We start from the raw sequence: 14,298 nt of genomic DNA, 5'->3' as shown, positions 1-14,298 counted from the left end.
CATTTATTCTTTAGCTTTTATTCCAATAACATCAGCGCAAATCCAGTGTTTACAACTAAAAATACAGAACAACAGAGAGAGAGGAATCCCCATGACGTCATCCATCAAGCTGGTCTCCGGCGCCGCCATTCTGCTGGCCGCCCTGTCCGGTCAAGCCATCGCCCAGGAAACCATCAAGGTCGGCATGTCCGGCAAGTACTTCCCGTTCACCTTCGTCAAGCAGGACAAGCTGCAGGGCTTCGAGGTGGATATGTGGAACCAGATCGGTGAGCGCACCGGCTACAAGGTCGAATTCGTGACTGCCAGCTTCTCCGGCCTGTTCGGCATGCTGGAAACCGGCCGCGTCGATACCATCTCCAACCAGATCACCATCACCGACGAGCGCAAGGCCAAGTACGCCTTCTCCCAGCCCTACGTCTATGACGGCGCCCAGATCGTGGTCCGCAAGGGCAACAGCACCATTCACGGCATCAAGGATCTGGAAGGCAAGAAGGTCGCGGTGAACCTGGGCTCCAATTTCGAAGAGCTGCTGCGCAAGAACGACCCGAACAAGAAGATCGACATCCGTACCTATGACTCCGCCTTCGAGCAGGATGTCGCGCTGGGCCGGATCGATGCCTTCGTGATGGACCGCGTCTCCACCGCCCAGCTGATCAAAGAGTCCAAGCTGCCGCTGCAGCAGGCCGGCGCACCGTTCGAAACCATCGAGAACGCCCTGCCCTTCCTGAAGACGCCTGAAAAGCAGGCGCTGCTGAAGAAGGTCGACGATGCCCTCACCGCCATGCGCAAGGATGGTTCCCTGCGTCAGATCTCTGAAAAATGGTTCGCTTCCGACATCACCGACAAATAAATGATGGAATTTGACCTCGAATACACGCTGGGGCTGTTTCCCATCCTGCTCAAATATCTGGGCACCACGATGGAGATGGCCCTGTGGGGATTCGTCCTGGCACTCGTACTGTCGCTGGCCCTGGCGATAGTACGGGTGTTTCGCGTTCCCGTGATCCACTGGCTGGCGATGCTCTATATCTCGTTTTTCCGGGGTACACCGCTACTCGTCCAGCTGTTCCTGCTCTATTACGGGCTGCCGCAGCTGTTCCCCATCTTCGTGGGAATGGATGCCTTTACCGCCGCCATCGTCGGCCTGACCCTGCACTTCGCCGCCTACATGGCCGAATCGATCCGCGCCTCCATCATCGGCATCCACAAGAGCCAGATGGAAGCCGCCCTCAGTATCGGCATGAGCCGCTACCAGGCGATGCAGCGGATCATATTGCCGCAGGCGGCCCGCATCGCGACGCCATCGCTGATGAACTACTTCATCGACATGATCAAGAGCACCTCGCTGGCCTTTACCCTGGGGGTGGCCGAGATCATGGGCAAGGCGCAGATGGAAGCCTCCTCCTCCTTCAAGTTCTTCGAGAGCTTCATGGCGGTGGCACTGGTCTACTGGGTGGTGGTGATCTTCTTTACCCGCTTGCAGCACCTGCTGGAAGTCCGTCTCAACCGTGCCTATTAAAGGAGGGCTCTCATGATCAAGTTAACCGGTCTCTCCAAGGCATATGACGGCAATCAGGTGCTGAACAGCATCGATCTGGAGGTAAAAAAGGGGGAGATAGTGGTCATCATCGGCCCCTCCGGCACCGGCAAGTCGACCCTGCTGCGCTGCCTCAACCTGCTGGAGACCCCGGATGCCGGCAACCTCGCCATCGACGATCTGCAGCTCAACCTGGCCAAAGCCAGCGAGCAGCAGGCCATCGAACTGCGCAAGCGGGCCTCCTTCGTATTCCAGAACTACGCCCTGTTCGCCAACAAGACGGCGCTGGACAACATCGCCGAAGGGCTGATCACCGTCTGGAAACAGCCGAAGGCGGAGGCCCGTGCCACCGCCCTCGGCATCCTCAAGGACATCGGCCTCGCCGACAAGCAGGACGCCTATCCGGCTTCCCTGTCGGGTGGTCAGCAGCAGCGGGTCGGCATCGGCCGGGCCATGGCCGCGCACTCCAAGGTGATCCTGTTCGACGAGCCCACGTCGGCGCTCGACCCCGAGTGGGTCGACGAAGTACTGGGCCTGATGAAGGAGCTGGCCCGCCAGCACCAGACCATGGTGGTGGTAACCCATGAGATTGAATTTGCTCGAGATGTTGCCGATCGGGTGATCTTCATGGAGGGGGGCCGGATCGTGGAACAGGGCCCGCCGGATCAGATATTGGTCGATCCGCAGGATCCCCGTACCCGGGAGTTCCTGCGCAAAGTGCTTAAATAGCTCTCTCTTTGGCGGCATTGCCGCCTTTTTTATTGGAGGATCCTTGTTAAACCCCGGGTTGCCAGTATAATCCGGAGCCCTCGATCCTCTGGATCCTCACTGCCGGTTCAGGCCTTTGCAAGGTCAGGGCAGGAAGAGAGGGAACGGCGGATTGACTAAAAGCCGAACTCTGTTTAGAATTCGGCCTCTTTTGCTAGTCGTCACACGCTATAGCTGGCGCGTCGGCTAAGTGTGACAATCAAAACTGTACAGAAATACGGAATCGAATCATGAAACGTACTTTTCAACCGTCCAACCTGAAGCGCAAGCGCTCTCACGGTTTCCGCGCCCGCATGGCAACTGCCAACGGTCGTAAAGTTCTGGCCGCTCGTCGTGCCAAGGGTCGTGCCCGCCTGGTAGTCTAATGCCTACCCAGCACACCTTTTCTCGGGAGTTACGTCTGTTAACTCCCGAACACTTCAAACGCGTTTTCGCCGAGCCTGTCCGGGCCGCTTCTCCGCAAATTACGCTTCTCGCCTGTCCCAATACCCTCGAACATCCTCGCCTTGGTCTCGCTGTGCCCAAAAAAGCACTCAAGCGTGCCGTCTGGCGCAACCGTGTAAAACGGGTGGTTCGGGAAAGTTTCCGCCTCAATCAGGCCAATCTGCCCGCTATCGACATCGTCGTGATCGCCAAGGCCGGTGTGAAAGAGATGGATAACGAGGAACTGTTCAAGTTACTGGAAAAGCTATGGCGCACTCTGTCACGCCGTTGCAATGGGTAGCTGTCAAACTGATACGCCTGTATCAGCTAATCATTAGCCCGCTGCTCGGGCCGCGCTGCCGTTTCACTCCGACTTGTTCCCAATTTGCGATAGAAGCAATCCGACTTCACGGTTTCATAAAAGGCGTTTGGTTAGCCAGCAAACGTCTATTAAAATGCCATCCCTTATCCGAGGGTGGTTATGACCCGGTTCCGCAACCAAAGCGAAGAAACTGAAGACTATGGAATCACAACGCAATCTCATCCTGATCGGTTTGCTGTTCGTGAGCTTTTTGCTCTGGCAACAGTGGGAGTCCGACAAGGCTCCGAAGCCGGCCCCGACTACCGTGGCCCAAACCGAACATTTCGTACCTGAAGCCGGTCAGACCGGTGATATTCCTCAGGTTTCCGAGCAAGCCAATGCGAACACCGCACGCAAGCTGATCACCGTCTCCTCCGACGTGCTCAAGCTGACCCTGGATACCCAGGGTGGCGACATCGTCTCTGCCGATCTGCTGGCCCACAAGCTGGAAGAAGGCAAGGATCAACCGTTCGTACTGCTGACCAGCCAACCTGAGCACCTCTATGTTGCCCAGAGCGGTCTGGTTGGTCGCAATGGTCCTGACAGCCAGGCCCAGGGTCGTCCCACCTACGAAGCCGCCCAGACCAGCTACCAGCTGGCCGATGGTCAGGATCAAGTCGTCGTACCGATGACCTGGACCGACAGCAAGGGCGTGGTCTTCACCAAGGAGTTCGTCCTCAAGCGTGGTGACTATGCCGTTGGCGTCGATTACAAGATCGACAACAAGTCCGCCGAGCCGGTCCAGGTACAGTTCTACGGTCAGCTGAAGCAGACCGTGACTACCCCGAAAGACCAGCAGGGTCATGCCATGGTGGCCAGTGCCTACCGTGGTGGTGCCTTCTCCAGCGAAGATACCCGCTACAAGAAGTACACCTTCGACGAGATGAAGGATGCCGACCTGAACAAGACCACCAAGGGTGGTTGGGTCGCCATGCTGCAACACTACTTCGTCTCTGCCTGGGCACCGAATGCCGACGATACCAACAGCTTCTACAGCCGCGTGATCCCTGGCAAAGACCAGGCCATCATCGGCTACAAGGCGCCGCTGGTTGACGTGGCTGCCGGCCAGCAAGCCGAAGTGACCAGCAAGCTGTGGGTCGGTCCCAAGCTGCAAGACCAGATGGCCAAGGTGGCAAACCACCTCGACCTGACCGTCGACTACGGCTGGCTCTGGTTCATCGCCCAACCGCTGCACTGGCTGCTGACCGTGTTCCACGGTTTCGTCCAGAACTGGGGTGTGGCCATCATCATGCTGACCCTGCTGGTACGCGGCATCATGTTCCCGCTGACCAAGGCCCAGTACACCTCCATGGCCAAGATGCGCATGCTGCAGCCCAAGCTGGCCGCACTGCGTGAGCGCTTCGGCGACGATCGCCAGAAGATGTCTCAGGGCATGATGGAGCTGTACAAGAAGGAGAAGGTCAACCCGCTGGGCGGCTGTCTGCCGATCCTGGTGCAGATGCCGATCTTCATCGCCCTCTACTGGGCTCTGATGGAATCCGTTGAGCTGCGCCACGCGCCGTTCGCCCTGTGGATCACCGACCTGTCGGTGAAGGACCCCTTCTTCGTGCTGCCGATCCTCATGGGTGCGTCCATGTGGTACCTGCAGAAGATGAGCCCGACCACCATTACCGACCCGATGCAGCAGAAAGTGATGCAGTTCATGCCGATCATCTTCACTTTCATGTTCCTCTGGTTCCCGGCAGGTCTGACCCTGTACTGGCTGGTGAGCAACGTCATCTCCATTACCCAGCAGACCATCATCTACCGTCAGCTGGAGAAGAAAGGCCTGCATACCCGCAGCTAATCGCTCCCGATGGCAAGATGGATGACAAAAGAGGCGGCCTTCGGGCCGCCTTTTTTATTACAATGGCCCCACTGCTGTGAACCATCAGCGAACAAATGAGCCAAGCAAGATGACTACAGATACCATCGTGGCCCAGGCCACCGCCCCCGGCCGGGGTGGCGTCGGCATAGTCCGCGTCTCCGGTCCCGCCGCCGAACAGGTCGCCGAGATAGTGCTCGGCAAGCTCCCCCGGGTGCGTTATGCCGAATATCTGCCGTTCAGGGATGAGCAAGGCCAGCCGCTGGATCAGGGCATCGCCCTGCTGTTCAAGGCCCCCAACAGCTTCACCGGCGAAGATGTGCTGGAACTGCAGGGCCATGGCGGCCCGGTGATCATGGACATGCTGGTACGCCGCATCCTGCAGATAAAAGGGCTGCGCCCTGCCCGCCCCGGTGAGTTCAGCGAACGCGCCTTCATGAACGACAAGCTGGATCTGGCCCAGGCCGAGGCCATCGCCGACCTTATCGAGGCATCCAGCGAGCAGGCGGCCCGCAGTGCCATGCACTCCCTGCAGGGGCAGTTCTCCGGCAAGATCCAGCAGCTGGTGGAGAGTCTCACCCGGTTGCGTATCTATGTGGAGGCCGCCATCGACTTCCCGGACGAGGAGATCGATTTTCTCTCCGACGGCAAGGTTGCGGGCGATCTCTACGCCATCATGGCGGAGCTCGATGACGTACGCGGGGAAGCCAAGCAGGGCGCCCTGCTGCGGGAAGGGATGAAGGTGGTGATCGCCGGTCGTCCCAACGCCGGCAAATCGAGCCTGCTCAACGCCCTGGCCGGCCGTGAGTCCGCCATCGTCACCGAGATAGCCGGCACCACCCGTGACGTGCTGCGCGAGCACATTCATCTGGATGGCATGCCGCTGCACATCATCGACACCGCCGGTCTGCGCGACACCCAGGACAAGGTGGAGCAGATCGGCATCGAGCGTGCCTGGGCCGAGATCGAACAGGCCGACCGGGTGCTGTTCATGGTGGATGGCACCACCACGGCTGCGGTCGACCCGCGCGAGATCTGGCCGGAATTTGTTGATCGGTTGCCAAAAAAGATTGGCCTCACCGTGGTGCGCAACAAGGCCGACCTGACCGGCGAGGATCTGGCACCGAGCCAGGAGCTGGGCCATGCCGTCTACCGCATCTCCGCCAAGACCGAGCTGGGGCTGTCCGCCCTGCGCGAGCACCTGAAAGCCTGCATGGGCTTCCAGGGCAACACCGAGGGGGGCTTCATGGCCCGCCGCCGTCACCTGGATGCGCTGGAGCGCGCCGCCGAGCGGCTGCTGGTAGCCAAGGAGCAGCTGGAGGTGTTCGTGGCTGGCGAGCTGGTGGCCGAAGAGCTGCGCCTGGCGCAGGAGTCCCTCTCCGAGATCACCGGCGAGTTCAGCTCCGACGATCTGCTGGGCCGCATCTTCTCCAGCTTCTGCATCGGCAAATAACGCCGCACGGCAGGCAATGAAAAGCCCGGGTTCATCCCGGGCTTTTTTTGTGCATTTTTCATCCGCCAACCTAGAGGCGGCGCAGACACCACATGAAGTAAGCGCCCCCTAACAAGGTGGAGACCAGCCCCACCGGCACCTCCTGCGGGAACAGGATCTGCTGGCCAATCCAGTCCGCCGACACCATCAGCAGGGCGCCGGAGACGGCGGCACCGAGCAGATGCCAGCGTGCCCGCACCAGCCCCATCAGCTTGGCCATGTGCGGCGCCAGCAGCCCGACGAAGGAGAGCGGCCCCACCACCAGGGTCGCGCTGGCGGTGAGCACGGCCACCAGCAGCAGGATGGCGAGCTGGGCCCGGTTGAGCCGAATGCCGAGCGCGGCGGCCACCGCCGGCCCCATCGGCAGCAGATCGAGCCAGCGGCTGAGCAGCAGGCAGGCTGCCAGCAGCGTCAGCGCCAGCACGACCAACCCGCCGGCAATCGGCAGGGTGACGTAATAGGTGGAGCCGGACATCCAGGAGAGCAGTTGCTGCACCCGCAGGTCACCGTTGGCCAGCGCGATGGCCTGCAGCGGCTCGAACAGCGCCGTGATGGCGATGCCGGAGAGCAGCAGCCGCTCCGGCTGGAAGCCGTGGCTGCGATTGACCAGCAGCAACAGCAGCAGACAACCGAAGGCACCGAGCAGGCCGCCGGCCAGCATCATGGGCAGCGGCAGGGCGGGCAGCAGCAGCGCCGTGGCAATCACCCCCATGAAGGTGCCGCCACTCACCCCCAGCAGCTCGGGGCTCGCCATGGGGTTGCTGCTGACCCGTTGCAGCAGGGTGCCCGCCAGCGCCAGCAACACGCCCGCCGCACCGGCCGCCAGGGTGCGCGGCAGCCGCCACTCCAGCTGGGCCTGCCAGCGCAGCCAGCTCGGCCAGTGCCAGCCGTCCATCCCCTGTCCAAACAGCAGGGAGGCGATCACCGCCACTACCAGCCCCATCAACATCAGGCCGACAAGGCGGACCGGTGCCGGGTGGCGGGCCACCAGCAGGGCGGCATTCGCCTGCGGCGTGCCCGACTTGATACCCAGGCGCGGGATCAGCCACAGCAGCAGCGGCGCCCCCAGCAGGGCCGTCATGGCACCGGTCGGGATGAGTACAGAGCCGCTGCGGCTCAGGGATTGCAGCAGCAGATCGGTGGCCGCCAGCAGCAGAGCGCCCAGTAGCGGGGCCCACAGCAGCCGCAGGGCCAGTTTTCTTACCCCCAGCAAGCGCACCAGGGCGGGCGCCGCCAACCCGATGAAGCCGATCAGCCCCACCACGCTCACCACGCAGGCGGTGACGAACACCGCCAGCCCCAGTCCGGCGAAACGCAGGCGTTGAAGGGAGACCCCCAGGCTGCGGGCGCTGGCATCATCCAGCTCCAGCACCGCCAGCGGGCGCACCAGCACCGCGGCCAGCACGCCAGCCAGCAGCAGACGGGGCAGCAGGTAGCTCACCCCGCTCCAGCTGTTCTGCACCAGCGAGCCACTGCCCCACACCAGCAAGCCTTTCAGCTCCTCCTGAAAGAACAGCAGGAGCCCCATGCTGATGGCCGCCAGATAGAGATTGATCACCAACCCGGCAAAGACGATGACCACCGGATTGAGCTGGCGACGCCAGGCCAGGGCAAACACCAGCCCCATGGCGAGGCTGCCGCCGGCCATGGCGATCCACTCCCGTCCCAGCAGCAGCCAGGAGGGGGCAAACAGGGTCACCATCATCAGCGCCAGCTGGGCACCGGAGGCCACCCCCAGGGTGGTGGGCGAGGCCAGCGGGTTGCGCAGCACCTGCTGCATCAGGGTGCCGGCCAGCCCGAGGGCGCCGCCGGCCAGCAGACAGACGGCAAGGCGAGGCAACCAGCTGAAGTGGACCACCGCCTGGCTGGCATCGGTCAGATCCGGCGACAACAGGGTCGCGAGCCAACGCGCCACCGGCAACTGACCGGCCAGCTCCCAACCGGCAAGCACCAGCGTCAGCCCCAGCAGCAGGCTGACAGGCAGTCGCAGCGGCGACGGAAAAATCCGGTTCATAGCAGCCCCTCCCCGCTTTGCCCATCCTGCTGCAGCGCAGTACTGAGCTGCACGGCGAAGCGGCGCGCCGCCAGCACGCCGCCAAAACTCCACACCGCAGGCAGATGCAGCACGGCCGCCGCCCTCACCTGTGGCAGCTGTTGCCACAGACCGGGCTCCTGCAGCCGCTCGCTCACCCCGACCGGGATCGGATCGACCACCACCAGCCGCGCTTGCGGCAGCGCCATCAACTGCTCCAGGCTGGCCACGGCAAAGCCCCAGGCATTGGTTTCCCCCTGCCAGCCATTGCGCAGGCCGAGCCGCTGCATCACCGCCTCGAACAGGCTGTGGCGGCCAAATACCCGCACATGGCGCTCATCGATGAACTGCACCACCAGCAGGGGCGGCAGATCCGCAGGCAACGCCGCCCGCATCTGCGCCAGATCCTGGTCCAGCCCGGCCAGCAGTTGCCCGGCCTCGGCGGTCTTGTCCACCAGTGCGGCTATGGTCAGGGTCGCCTCGTGCAGTCGCTGCCACAGATCGGCATCCGGCTCGTAGAGCGCGATGGATTGTACCGGCGCGATGCGGGAGAGGGTCGGTGCCAGCGGGGCCGCCAGCGGCGAGATAAGGATGCGGTCGGGTTTCAGCTCGGCCAGCAGTTCGCGGTTGGGCTGGGCGCGCTGGCCGATATCTACCACGGCGGCCGGCAGCAGCGGTTCGCCGACCCAGGCGCGGTAGGAACCGACATCCCCCACCGCCAGCGGCGTCACCCCGAGCGCCAGCAGGGTTTCGGCTATGGTCCAGTCGACGGTGGCGATACGGGGTACCGACTTCACAGCATCGGCTTGAGAAAGGTCTGCAGCGGCAGGCATCGCTGGCTCGGCCTGCAACATGAGCGGAGCCAAGAGGCAGCAGAACCAGCCAACTTTCTTGAATAAGATCATCGAGATAACAAGCCTTATCTAAACGATGGCGATGGCGTGGTCATGGGCCGGGTGGCGAATGACCTCCATCGGGATGCCATAGATGGCGTGCAGGGTCTCGCCGGTCATGATCTGTTCGGGTTCGCCGTGGGTCAGCAGGCGGCCGGAGTGCAGCGCCACCAGCCGATCACAGAAGCGGGAGGCCATGTTGATGTCGTGAATGACGATGATGACCCCGAGCTTGAGCTGACGGCTCAACTGCTTGACCAGCGTGAGCACCTCCACCTGATGAGCCACATCCAGCGCGGCCAGCGGCTCGTCCAGCAGGATGAAACGGCTCTCCTGGGCCAGCAGCATGGCCAGCCACACCCGCCCCCGCTCGCCACCGGACAGCGTGTCCACCAGCCGGTCGGCGAAGCGTTCGGTATGGGTCAGCGCGATGGCCCGTTCGACCTGGCGGTGATCCTCCGCCCCCATCCGGCCCAGCAGGCCGCGCCAGGGGTAACGGCCCATCTCCACCAGCTCCCGCCCGAGCAGGTTTTCGGCGCTCGGCAGATGCTGGGGCAGATAGGCCACCTGACGGGCGAAGTCGCGCGCCCCCCACGCTGGCAGCGGCTTGTCATCGAACCGGATCTCGCCGTCACTGAGCGGCTGCTGGCGTGCCAGCAGCTTGAGCAGGGTGGATTTGCCCGAACCGTTGTGGCCGATGAGGCCATAGACCTTGCCCTGCTCGAAACAGAGATCGGTGGGGTGCAGCAGCGTGCGGTCATTGACCGCGAAGCTGGCTGATTTCATCTCAAACATAAGCGGTTCCTGTTGGCCGGGTTTAAACCGGCACCTCTGCATTCAAGTCACAATCCAGATGGGCGACCGCATCGCGGCTCACCTGCTCGCGCCGCTCGCCGGTCAGCTCGCTGAGCCGGCCCTGGCGCATCTCCAGCAGGCGGTCGGCCTGGGAGAAGTAGAGATCGTCGTGGCTGATGGCGATCACGGTCTTGCCCATCTCCTTCAGGCGCGGCAGCAGCAGCTGATAGAAGATGCGGCGGAACTGGGGATCCTGATCCGCGGCCCACTCGTCGAACAACATCACCTCGCGCTGCTCGGCCAGCGCCAGCAGCAGGGCGACCCGCTTGCGCTGCCCCTGGGAGAGGTCGATATCGGCGATGAAGCCATCTTCGATGGTGAGCTTGCTGCCCATCTGCAGCCGCTCCAGCCACTCGGCCACCAGCTCATCCTTGGGTTCCGGCCCCAGCAGGTGCTGGAACAGGTGATAGTCGGTGAAGATGGCGGAAAAGAGCGCCAGATAGGCGTTGCGATCGGTGACCGGCTCCCCATCCAGCAGGATCCGGCCCGCTACCGGCTGATAGAGGCCGGTCAGCAGCATGGCCAGGGTCGACTTGCCGGAGCCGTTGCCACCGATGATGAAGATCTGCTCCCCCTTTTCGATGGTGAGGTTGATCGGGCCGACGGCAAAGCCGCCCTCCCCCTGATAGTGAAAGCTCACCTGCTCCAGCTCGATGCGCTGCCAGCCGCGAGGCGCGGACGGCAGCGGGAAGTCGGCGTCCGGCGCGGCCAGATTGAGCGCCGCAATCTTGTCGAACGCCACCTGGGCGGAGAGCAGGGTCGGCAATGCGCCAATGCCCTGCAGCAAGGGGGTACGCAGGAACAGCAGGGTCAGCGCGAAGGTGGCGGCCACCTGGGTGTCGGCCCAACCCAGCCCGTTGGCCAGGAAGAAGACCAGGCCGATGGCCCCCAGCATCATGATATTCGACCAGTTCACCGCACTCAGGTGATAGGTGTCGGCGCGGATGATCTGCTGGCGGTAGTCCTGCGCATTCTGCTGATAAAGCTGGTGGTAAACGAAGTGGGCCCGCTCGCGGTTGAGCGCCAGCTCCTTGCTGCCGGCTATGATGGCCTGATAGTTCTGATAGAGCCGATCCTCGGCCTGACGCATGTGGGAGAGATGGCGATAGACCCGGTTCACCAGCAGCCAGCCCACCACCATGGTGAAGGTGACCCAGAGGGTGGTGACGCCGAGCAGGGCCGGCGACAGCCAGCCGAGGTAGAGGGCCGACCCCAGGGTGAGCACCAGCCCCTGCACCAGCTCCGGCAGGCGCACGAAGGCGATGGTGATCTGGCCGATGTCGCTGGAGAGGGAGGCCAGCAGCGGCCCCTGGCCAATCTGGCGCAGGCGGGCGACATCGGTATCCAGCAACTGCTTGAGCAGGCGGCCGCGCAGCCGGTAGACGAAATGATGGCCGAGGGTGGTCAGCGCCAGCTGAGAGCCGAGCGTGATCACCAGCAGCAATAAGATGAGGCCGATCAGCTGACCGAGCACCGGCAGCGGATCGCCGACTGATTCGACGAGAGACTGATTGATAAAGGCAATGACACCAATCCCGCTGACGGCACTGAGCAGGCTGAGCAGGGTAATGGCGATGAAGGGCCAACGATATTGGCGATAAACCAGAGACAAGAGTTCCATAACGGACCGGTATTCCAGAGAGATCAGAGCAGCTGCAGGTGAAAAGAAGGGCGGGAACCCAATTCCCGCCCCACTTCGATTACCAGCGGTAGTTGATGCTGCCCACTACGCTGCGCGGCTCGCCGTAGTAGCAGTAGTAGTCGCAGCTGGCCACGTAGGTATCACCCAGCAGGTTGTTGACGTTGAGCTGAGCCCGCCAGTTCTTGGCAAAGTCATACCCGATCATCGCATCCCACACGGTATGGGCCGGCACCTCGGCCGAGCCGTAGATGGGGGTGTAGTCCGCATTCACGGCACCGATGCCGACGCTGGAGCCGACGTAGCGCACGCCGCTACCCAGCTCCAGACCGGAGACCGGCCCCTGCTGCACCTTGTAGTTGCCCCAGAAGGAGGCCTGGTGGCGCGGGATCAGACTGGCACGGCGATCGCCCTTGCCGGTGTCGTTGGTCTTGGCATCGGTATAGGTGTAGGCGGCGGTCAGGCGCAACGCCTCGGTGGCCTGCACGCTCCCTTCCAGCTCGACCCCCTGGGAGGTCACTTCACCGGCCTGGGTCTGCTGGCCGGAACCGGTGGAGACCAGCGAGTTGGTCTGCTCCAGATCGAACAGGGCTAGGTTGATGTAGCCATCGAGGAAGCTAGGCGCGTACTTGACGCCGGTCTCGTACAGGGTGCCCTTGAGCGGCTTGTAGGATTGGCTGGTGTTGGGGTCGATCCCCGGTAGCACCTCGAACGACTCGGCATAGGCAATATAAGGAGAGAGACCGTTGTCGGCCAGGTACATCAGGCTGCCGGAGAGGGAGAGCTCGTGATCATACTGCTTCTCGTTCTTGCCCTTGGCTTCGCTGATGTTGTGGGTCTCCACGTAGTCGAAGCGACCGCCGCCGGTCAGCAACCAGCGATCGTCCCAGCGGATCTGGTGCTGGGCGTAGAGGCCGCTCTGGCCCTTGGTGCTCTTCTGATGGGTGGCGGTGGATTCATCAAAACCGGGGAAGCCGCTGTAATCCGGGTTCATGGTATTGATGGAGCCCATGCCGTAGTTGTCGGCTTCCTGACCTTCATTGACATGGCGCTGCAGATCCACCCCCAGCAGTAGGGTCTGCTCGGTGCTGTCAGTGTTCCAGTAACCCACCATCTGGTTGTCCATGGTGGCACTCTTGGTATTGCCATCACGGTAAACCAGGCCACGGAAGGCGGTAGTGCCTTCATAGGTCGGGAAGATATAGGTCTGGCGCAGCAGCAGATCGTTGTAGTTGAAGCGGACGTTCTGCTTGAACTCCCAGGTCTGGTTGAGCTGGTGGGCCAGCTCGTAACCGGTGGAGATCTGCGTGTTGCGGTTGCGATCATAATCCGGCTGGCTCAGGTTGGTGCTGGGATCGATCTGGCCACCACTGGTATTGAGGGTGCCGTAAACCGGGAAGAAGCCGTTGGTCGGCACCCCTTCGTCGTGCAGGAAGCTGGCCAGCAGGGTCAGGCTGGTACGATCCGAGAGCTCGAAGGTCACGCTCGGCGCCAGATAGACGCGATCGTTGTAGGTGCCGTCCAGTACGCCGTCACGCTCTTTATAAAGAGCAACCATGCGGTAGCGGCTGTTGTCGGTCAGCGCATCGGAGACATCCACCCCGATCTGACGGTGATCCCGGCTGCCGAGCTGCAGATCCAGCAGCCCCTGCGGGGTGGCGGTCGGCCGTTTGCTGATGGCATTGATCACGCCGCCCGGAGGTGCCTCGCCGTAGAGGATCGAGGCCGGCCCTTTCAGCACTTCCACGCTCTCCAGGCCGAACGGCTCCGGCGTCCAGACATAGTAACCGGTGCCGAACAGGCGGTTGCCGTCCAGATAGGAGGCGGCATCGAAGCCACGCACCTTGAACCAGTCGGTATTGTTGTCGGAGCCATAGAGGCCGCTGAGCACGCCGGAGCGGTAGCGCAGGGACTCGTCAAGCTGCTGCACGGCGTGCTGATCCAGATCCTCGCGGTTGACCACGGAGACGGCGCGAGGCGTCTCGGCCATCGGCACTTCCACCTTCATGGCGGTGCCGGTGACCACCATGGTCTCGCTGGCCTTGGGCAGCTCTTTCGGTTGTTCGGCCGCCAGCACGGGCAGGCTGGCCAACAGGCAGGAGAGCGGCAACAGTTGCTGTGCGCCTCTCTTTCGCATTGCTGCGATGGGGGTGTCTTTTTGCGCAATCATAGTAAGTGTCTCAAATATCAATGAGTTGTTTCTGATTTCTTATTATTGGTGCCCGGTCATGCCGGTAGCCCGGTTCCTCAGGCGAATAAAGCAGCGACATGCTACTACAGGAGCCATGATCGAATCGATTCAATAATTGCTAATCATTTGCATCTGCATTGTTACTTAACGTATCAAGGCGTCGATTGAGCAGCATATGAAGAGGCGGAACAGATCTTTTTCTGCCAGTCGGCAAGAAGGCGTCAACGGAGCATCGGGGATCCCCATTGATGGGCAAAAAGCACCGAGGATCCATTATCCCCA

The 14,298-nt window shown here is 62.2% G+C and carries 13 protein-coding genes; 8 read left to right on the top strand and 5 right to left on the bottom strand.

What is annotated here, in order from left to right:
- Positions 1–91: 91 nt before the first annotated feature.
- The 8 genes from AHA_RS21645 (at position 92) to mnmE (ending at position 6,367) form a co-directional block, all read left to right on the top strand.
- Positions 92–850 (top strand): amino acid ABC transporter substrate-binding protein, encoded by a 759-nt coding sequence (locus tag AHA_RS21645; RefSeq protein ID WP_005307144.1) that lies wholly within the window; start codon positions 92–94, stop codon positions 848–850.
- Positions 851–1,519 (top strand): amino acid ABC transporter permease, encoded by a 669-nt coding sequence (locus tag AHA_RS21640; RefSeq protein ID WP_011707929.1) that lies wholly within the window; start codon positions 851–853, stop codon positions 1,517–1,519. It abuts the gene before it with no gap.
- A gap of 12 nt (positions 1,520–1,531) precedes the next feature.
- Positions 1,532–2,266 carry an amino acid ABC transporter ATP-binding protein gene (locus AHA_RS21635; RefSeq protein ID WP_011707928.1) on the top strand — a complete coding sequence of 245 codons (735 nt, stop codon included), beginning with the start codon at positions 1,532–1,534 and terminating at the stop codon, positions 2,264–2,266.
- A 269-nt stretch (positions 2,267–2,535) separates the two neighbouring features.
- Positions 2,536–2,670: a 50S ribosomal protein L34 gene (rpmH, locus tag AHA_RS21630; protein WP_005307156.1), complete on the top strand. Its 135-nt coding sequence runs from the start codon at positions 2,536–2,538 to the stop codon at positions 2,668–2,670.
- The gene (gene rnpA / locus AHA_RS21625; protein ID WP_011707927.1) at positions 2,670–3,029 is read left to right on the top strand and encodes a ribonuclease P protein component; all 360 of its coding nucleotides are present in this window, start codon (positions 2,670–2,672) and stop codon (positions 3,027–3,029) included. The genes rpmH and rnpA overlap by 1 nt, the downstream gene beginning before the upstream one ends.
- Entirely contained in the window at positions 2,996–3,244 is a 249-nt protein-coding gene (yidD, locus tag AHA_RS21620; RefSeq protein ID WP_010635605.1) for a membrane protein insertion efficiency factor YidD, read from the top strand. The genes rnpA and yidD overlap by 34 nt, the downstream gene beginning before the upstream one ends.
- Positions 3,245–3,249: 5 nt before the next feature.
- On the top strand, positions 3,250–4,896 hold the full coding sequence (gene yidC, locus AHA_RS21615; RefSeq protein ID WP_011707925.1) for a membrane protein insertase YidC: 1,647 nt from the start codon (positions 3,250–3,252) through the stop codon (positions 4,894–4,896).
- Positions 4,897–5,005: 109 nt separating this feature from the next.
- A complete protein-coding gene (mnmE, locus tag AHA_RS21610) occupies positions 5,006–6,367 on the top strand; it encodes a tRNA uridine-5-carboxymethylaminomethyl(34) synthesis GTPase MnmE (protein WP_011707924.1) in 1,362 nt (453 codons plus the stop codon).
- 70 nt (positions 6,368–6,437) lie between these two features.
- Here the strand turns inward: mnmE and fhuB are convergent, their stop codons facing one another.
- The 5 genes from fhuB to AHA_RS21585 form a co-directional block, all read right to left on the bottom strand.
- A complete protein-coding gene (gene fhuB / locus AHA_RS21605) occupies positions 6,438–8,420 on the bottom strand; it encodes a Fe(3+)-hydroxamate ABC transporter permease FhuB (protein ID WP_011707923.1) in 1,983 nt (660 codons plus the stop codon).
- Positions 8,417–9,343 (bottom strand): ABC transporter substrate-binding protein, encoded by a 927-nt coding sequence (locus AHA_RS21600; RefSeq protein ID WP_011707922.1) that lies wholly within the window; start codon positions 9,341–9,343, stop codon positions 8,417–8,419. Before AHA_RS21600 ends, fhuB begins: the two co-directional genes overlap by 4 nt.
- 18 nt (positions 9,344–9,361) lie before the next feature.
- Positions 9,362–10,126, bottom strand: coding sequence for an ATP-binding cassette domain-containing protein (locus AHA_RS21595; RefSeq protein WP_005307174.1), 765 nt, complete (start codon positions 10,124–10,126; stop codon positions 9,362–9,364).
- Between the two features lie 22 nt (positions 10,127–10,148).
- Complete coding sequence (locus AHA_RS21590; RefSeq protein ID WP_011707921.1) at positions 10,149–11,807, bottom strand: multidrug ABC transporter permease/ATP-binding protein; 1,659 nt, start codon at positions 11,805–11,807, stop codon at positions 10,149–10,151.
- Between the two features lie 79 nt (positions 11,808–11,886).
- Positions 11,887–13,995, bottom strand: coding sequence for a TonB-dependent siderophore receptor (locus AHA_RS21585; protein ID WP_164927778.1), 2,109 nt, complete (start codon positions 13,993–13,995; stop codon positions 11,887–11,889).
- Positions 13,996–14,298 lie beyond the last annotated feature (303 nt).

The organism is Aeromonas hydrophila subsp. hydrophila ATCC 7966, assembly GCF_000014805.1.
In the GTDB taxonomy this organism is placed as follows: Bacteria; Pseudomonadota; Gammaproteobacteria; order Enterobacterales; family Aeromonadaceae; genus Aeromonas; species Aeromonas hydrophila.
This window is presented reverse-complemented; position numbering and strand designations above follow the sequence as displayed.